Source organism: Neisseria sp. P0008.S010 (assembly GCF_051962715.1).
In the GTDB taxonomy this organism is placed as follows: domain Bacteria; phylum Pseudomonadota; class Gammaproteobacteria; order Burkholderiales; family Neisseriaceae; genus Neisseria; species Neisseria elongata.
Genome location: NZ_JBQCVA010000007.1, coordinates 56,211 through 62,671 on the forward strand (window position 1 = coordinate 56,211; position 6,461 = coordinate 62,671).

Consider the following 6,461-nt stretch of genomic DNA (forward strand, 5'->3'; position numbering starts at 1 on the left):
TTCCGCCATGCGCGCGCCTTGGTCCGGGTTGGGCTGGCCTATTCAGGCTGTCTTGCTTTTAATGCGCGGCATTGTGCCGTTTATGATGATGATGCCCGTATTGCTCATCGGCTATGTGTTGGCCATCGTGGCGGGCGTGGTTGCCGTAGCGGCAACGGGAACCGGTTTGTCGATACTTGCGCCATTCTTCGGTGGCGCGGCTCATTTCCAGCTCGGACAGTATGTACTGGGGGCACTGGTGTTTGCCGTGATTGTATTCATCTGTTCTCTGCCGCTGCTGTTCGCGGGCGGATTGATGTCGGCGGTGGCTTCGCTGTCGGAACGGGGAAATTGTTCGATATGGCAGGTATTCGACGGCTTCAATGAGGCGTTTTGGCCGATTATCCGGCTGATGCTGCTGGGCTGTGTGCCGATGACTGCGGCAGTTTACGGCTTAACAATCATGACCCATGCGGGTATGCATCCTTCGGATTGGCCCGTCGTCCTGATGATGATGTTGACCTTGGCCGGCATATTTGCATTATGGATTGTGCCGCTGCCGCTGATGGTACTGCACGGCATCCCGCCGTTACGCGCCGTCCTGATGTCGCTTATGGCGGTGGTAAAAAACATCCTGCCCGTACTGTGCCATACGGTGGGCATGCTGTTGCTGCTGGGTGCGTTCAACCTGTTTTTTGGCGCGCAAATGAGTTCCCTGGAAACGGGAGCCATCCTGCCGTTATACGGAAACATTTTGTTTTGGCTGATGTTCTGGCTGGTTTTAATGGTACTGGCGTTCGCCGTCCCGCTAACGGGCTATGTGTTTTACCGCAACGTTTTCACCGATTCTCCGTTGGAGGGCGGCAGCCGGCTCGGGTTGGGCGTACTGCTCGTTTTGGCGGCGTGTGCGGGAACAGTTTATTGGCGACAGGCGTTCGGGCCGTCTGAAAACCGCACATCCCTCCAAACCGCCATCGGCGACAATATCCAACCCGCGGAATTGCAGAGCAGAGTACAAGATAATGAATCGCCAATATTTGCGGTGCAGGCTTTGGCCGACTACGCAGACCTGCTGAGTAACGATAAAACTATTCAATCGAAAGAGTCTGCCGAACTGATATCGGAAATGCGTTCCTACAAAACCGATTTCGCCCGCCGCCTTGCCGCTGACAGACGTCTGCCGCAGAACGATGCCGTACTCACCGATCAAAAAAGTTACCTGCGCCTACTGACCGAAATCCTAGTTGCCGAAGAAAATACCGCATTCTTTTTTCGGGGAGAGAACAAACTTTGGGCCTACGGCGACGAAACGGTAGAGTTGGAATGGCCTGAAAACAACAATGCGGCGACGGGCCGGTCAACCTACATGAGCGTTTTGTACCGCAACGGCAAACCCTTCCAAGCCGTCCAACAGATTAGCTTGAAAGAAAACCAGCAGATAGCGGGGTACGGCATTTGCGTCTTCCAGCCCGATGGCAAACTGTGGAGGGGACGTTACCATATGGCAGGAAAAGAGCAAAAAACCGACATCAAGCAATACTGCCGTCAAATTTACAGCAATATCATTCATACTCGGGCAACACTGGAACAACGCGTACGCGCCATATGGACGCTGAGTGATGCGGAAAGCGAAAGCGACGCATCCCTCAAATTTATTTCATCTTATGTCGAATATAAAAACCTGCCCGAACTGATGCCTGAAGGCATGACCGAAAACCGCCTTACCGTCGGCTATGACGCATCCGGACAGGTGCGGAACGTTTTCTGGAGTTTCGGCAAGAACGGTACGTCACACAGTCAAAACTATTATCTTAAAAACGGTAAAGTTTATTTGGCCGAAGCCAACACCTACCGCCCGACCCCAAAAGGTTCGAACCAAGATGACTACTATGTGGAGCAGAAATGGGCGTTTAACCTGCAAGGCAATCCCGTAAACTGGAAACCCGAACAGTCCGACCCCATGCCCGACTATCCGCTCAACCGCGAAACCATGATGCGGGACATCGAACGCTTCATCAGAGTGGCAGCAACCGGCGGAGCAGAAAGAAAGTACAAAAAATAGCCGTATCCGCGCCAACCTTTCCAATTTCTTGAAACCGCACCGTCGGGCCTTCTGAAAACCCGATTTCGGATAAGGAGACCAACATGAAACCCTTCATCCCAACCCTGTTTCTGATTTTCACCACCGTATCCGTCTCCCCCACCTTTTCAGACAGCTTGCAATCCCACTCCACCGAAAAAATCATCTATTTCGAGAAAAACGGTAAGTTTGGCGCAAAAACCTCAGGCGGCAGAATCATCGTCCCCGCCCAATACAACAGCAGCCTTATCCGCAAACACGGCGAAACCGCGCAGGGTGATTTGCTGTTTATGGATATGGATCGCACCGTGCGGGGCAAAGCCGCCCGTTCACCGTTTTTCCTATATTCCCGGCAAGGCAGGCTGCTGTATCGGCCGATGATGTACGATCTGGCCGCGGACGATTTTTCCGAAGGCAAACGCCGTTATGTCGCCGAAGACGGCAAAGTCGGTTTTGCCGACCGCGCGGGCAGCCTGATTATCCCCGCAGCCCACGATTGGGCGGGGCAGTTTGAATACGGATACGCCGCATTTTGCGATGGCTGCCGCGAAGTGCGCGTGGACGAAGAGCACACCGCCGTGCGGGGCGGCACTTGGGGCGTGATGGACGCACGCGGCAACCCCGTCCCACCCAGCCCCGTCCGCCGCGCCGAAAATGACATCGAACGGGACGGCCAATTTTATCCGCACCCGTTTGCCTACACCGCTGCCGAGCGCGGCATCCTGCAACGCATCAGCCGCTATAAAAACCTGATTGTCGGCTTGGAGCTGGTTTCCTATTCGCCGCGCAAAACCGCCGAAGAACGCGCTGCCTACCGTTTTGAAATCGTGTCCCGTCCCGTGCAGGGTTTTCCGTATTACGAGATTGCCCTGTTCAACGGCTCGGGACGAACCGTGTCCAACAAACACTTTCTCGCCGGCGCGGACGGCAAACGGCTTTACGCCCTGACGTTTTGGGAAGACGCGCCGCAGCCACTGGCAACCCACCTGCGCCGCGAAATCCGCACCATACTTGCCGAACAGCCCAAACGGCAGAGAAACGGCTTATGGCAAGACAATCCGTTTGATTTGAAAGACTATCCCGAAGCAGAATCCTTACAGAGGCGAAGGAAATGAGTTTCAGACGGCCTGTCAGGCCGTCTGAAAGCCAATCTGTAAAGAAAGGGCAACCACATACGGTGCCATATCGTTTGAGATGTTTCAACGCACAGGGCTGCACATAAGGCATAGCCCTGTGCGTTGCCCTACTGGAGGGGTTACGGTCCTTCCAAATAAATCCAAATCCTACCGCCCTGAAGGGCGGGGTTTAAACCATTAAGGAAATTTTGATAAAACATGGTTTGCGGGCAAAGGGCGGCCGCATCCCAACCCCGTTGCCTGCACGCTCTACACCCAGCTCCACCTGCCCGACAGCGGCTGGAGCGTCGTGCCGGAGTTTTCCGACACACCGCCCGCGCTGCCGGCCGGCGAGAGTATGGCCGAAAAGGTTTATTTCCTCGTAGAATCCGCACCGCACGAATTATTGCAACCGGGTTTCGCCTTCGACTTTATGAGCGGCGGCCACACAGTCGGCCGCTGCACCGTTATTGCCCCTTCACACTCAGGATAAACAAAATGACCGAAAAAACCGTACACCATCTCAAAGACTATCAAGCACCCGCCTATTTGGTATCGCAAACCGACCTGTCTTTCGACATTTACGACAGCCACACCGACATCACCGCCGCCGTGCGTTTCCTGCCGCAGCGCGCGGGCGAACCGCTGGTGCTGGACGGTTCGGCTGAACTGCTGTCGGTTGCGCTGGACGGCGAAGCGGTGCAATACGGATTGGACGAAAAAAACGGCAAGCTGACCATCGCCAACCCGCCGTCCGAACCCTTCACGCTGACAACCGCCACCCGTGTCAGGCCGTCTGAAAACAAAACCCTGATGGGGCTGTACGAAAGCGGCGGCAACCTTTACACCCAATGCGAACCCGAAGGCTTCCGCAAAATCACCTACTACTCCGACCGCCCCGACGTGATGGCCGTCTTCACCACCACCATCACCGCCGACAAGGCGCGTTATCCCGTCCTGCTCTCCAACGGCAACCGGATAGGCGGCGGCGAGCTTTCAGACGGTCGCCACTGGGCGAAATGGCACGATCCGTTTAAAAAACCGAGCTACCTGTTCGCACTCGTGGCGGGCGACTTGGCCGTCAGCCGCGACACCTTCACCACCCGCAGCGGCCGCGAAGTCGCCATTGCCTTCTACACCCGCAAGGAAGACGCGGGCAAAACCGCCTTTGCCATAGAAGCCCTGAAAAACGCCATGAAATGGGACGAAACCCGCTTCGGGCTGGAATACGACCTGGACATCTACATGGTCGTGGCCGTGGGCGACTTCAACATGGGCGCGATGGAAAACAAAGGACTCAACATCTTCAACACATCCTGCGTGCTGGCCGACGCCCGCACCGCCACCGATGCCGACTTCGCCCGCGTCGAAGCCGTTATCGCCCACGAATATTTCCACAACTGGACGGGCAACCGCGTTACCTGCCGCGACTGGTTCCAGCTCTCGCTCAAAGAAGGGCTGACCGTCTTCCGCGACCAGGAATTTTCCGCCGACCGCGCCAACGCCGCCGTCTGCCGCATCGAAAACGTCGCCCTGCTGCGCGCCCACCAGTTCCCCGAAGACGCAGGCCCCACCGCCCACCCCGTGCGCCCCGCCAGCTACGAAGACATGAACAACTTCTACACCATGACCGTGTACGAAAAAGGTGCGGAAGTCGTCCGCATGTACCACACCTTCCTGGGCGAAGAAGGCTTCCAAAAAGGCATGAAGCTCTATTTCGAACGCCACGACGGCCAAGCCGTTACCTGCGACGACTTCCGCGCCGCCATGGCCGATGCCAACGGCTTCGATTTCGAACAATTCGCCCTGTGGTACAGCCAGGCGGGCACGCCCGCGCTGGACATCACAGGCCGTCTGAACGACCAAGGCGACTACGTCCTGAACATCAAACAAAGCATCCCGCCCACCCCCGACATGGCCGACAAACAGCCCATGTCCATGCCCCTTGCCGTCGCCCTGTTCAGTCCGGAAGAAGACAGCTTCGGCGAAAAAATCCCCTTCTGCCTGACACCGGACGGCGCACCGCAAACCGAAGCCGTGCTGCACATTACCGCCGCCGAACAACAAATTACGCTCTACGGCGCAAACCGCCCCGCCGTGCCGTCCCTGCTGCGCGGCTTTTCCGCACCCGTCATCCTGAACTACCCCTACACCGACCAAGAACTCGGCATCCTCCTTTCCGCTGACAACGACCCCTTCGCCAAATGGGAGGCCGCCCAAACCCTGTACCGCCGCGCCGTCCGCGCCAACCAAACCGCGCTTTCAGACGGCCTGCCCGCGCCGGAACACAACGCACTCATGCAGGCACTCGAATACGTCTTAAACGCCGACTTCAACCCCGCCTTCCAAGCCCTGCTGCTGCAACTGCCGCCCGAAGCCGACCTGTGGGCGGAAGACGACGACATCGACCCGCTGCTCGTCCACCGCGCGCGCGAAGCCCTGATCGACGCCGTCGCCGCCCGCTTCCTGCCGCAATTCCGCAGCCTGAACCGTGAAGCCGCCGCCCAAGAGCAGGCCGCCCCCGCCGCAACGCGTTACGGATACAGCCCCGATTTGGCCGGCTGGCGCGCCCTGCGCAACACCTGCCGCGCCTACATCCTGCGCGCCGACCCCGCGCACATTGCCGCCGTCGCCGAAAAGTACGGCGAAATGGCACAAAACATGACCCACGAATGGGGCATACTCAACGCCGTAAACCACATCAGCCGTCCCGAACGCGACCGCCTGCTGGCGCAATTTGCCGAAAAATTCGCCGACGATCCGCTGGTGATGGACAAATACTTCGCCCTGATTGCGTCCTGCCGCCGCGCAGACACACCGCAGCAGATACAGGCCGCCCTGCAACACCCCGCATTCAACCTGCAAAACCCCAACAAAGCCCGCGCCCTGCTCGGCACATTCAGCCGCAACGTCCCGCATTTCCATGCCGCCGACGGCTGGGGCTACCGCTTCTTGGCCGACAAAATCCTCGAAGCCGACCGCTTCAATCCGTCGCTGGCCGCCCGGCTAGCGCACGCCTTCAACATCTGCCGCCGGCTCGAACCCGTCCGCCGAAACCTGATGGCGGAACAGCTGCGCCGCATCAACGGCACCGAAGGCCTGTCGGGGGAAACGGGGGAAATCGTCGGCAAAATCCTACAGGCCGTCTGAAAACGAGGCTTCTGAAGGAAGCCGAGTTTCTGCGAAGCTAAAGTGTAGAAAATAACCGCATTGTTTACACCACAGGTTGAGAAAAGTAAGCCTGCAAAACCTCAAACGGCGTATCGCCGCCCAAGCTACCGTGCGGC

4 protein-coding genes and 1 pseudogene are annotated in these 6,461 nt (G+C 57.8%); 4 read left to right on the top strand and 1 reads right to left on the bottom strand.

Annotated features, from left to right (window positions below):
• Positions 1 to 7: 7 nt before the first annotated feature.
• The 4 genes from ACTHSL_RS03545 to pepN all read left to right on the top strand — a co-directional run bounded on the left by ACTHSL_RS03545 (position 8) and on the right by pepN (position 6,324).
• On the top strand, positions 8 to 2,041 hold the full coding sequence (locus ACTHSL_RS03545; protein WP_440380360.1) for a hypothetical protein: 2,034 nt from the start codon (positions 8 to 10) through the stop codon (positions 2,039 to 2,041).
• 83 nt (positions 2,042 to 2,124) lie between these two features.
• The gene (locus ACTHSL_RS03550) at positions 2,125 to 3,174 is read left to right on the top strand and encodes a WG repeat-containing protein (protein ID WP_440380361.1); all 1,050 of its coding nucleotides are present in this window, start codon (positions 2,125 to 2,127) and stop codon (positions 3,172 to 3,174) included.
• Between the two features lie 310 nt (positions 3,175 to 3,484).
• Complete coding sequence (locus ACTHSL_RS03555; RefSeq protein WP_440380362.1) at positions 3,485 to 3,667, top strand: hypothetical protein; 183 nt, start codon at positions 3,485 to 3,487, stop codon at positions 3,665 to 3,667.
• A 5-nt stretch (positions 3,668 to 3,672) separates the two neighbouring features.
• A complete protein-coding gene (gene pepN / locus ACTHSL_RS03560) occupies positions 3,673 to 6,324 on the top strand; it encodes an aminopeptidase N (RefSeq protein WP_440380363.1) in 2,652 nt (883 codons plus the stop codon).
• Positions 6,325 to 6,388: 64 nt separating this feature from the next.
• On the opposite strand, the pseudogene ACTHSL_RS03565 reads toward pepN, so the two are convergent.
• Positions 6,389 to 6,461: pseudogene (locus ACTHSL_RS03565) on the bottom strand (integrase core domain-containing protein); the annotation flags it as partial.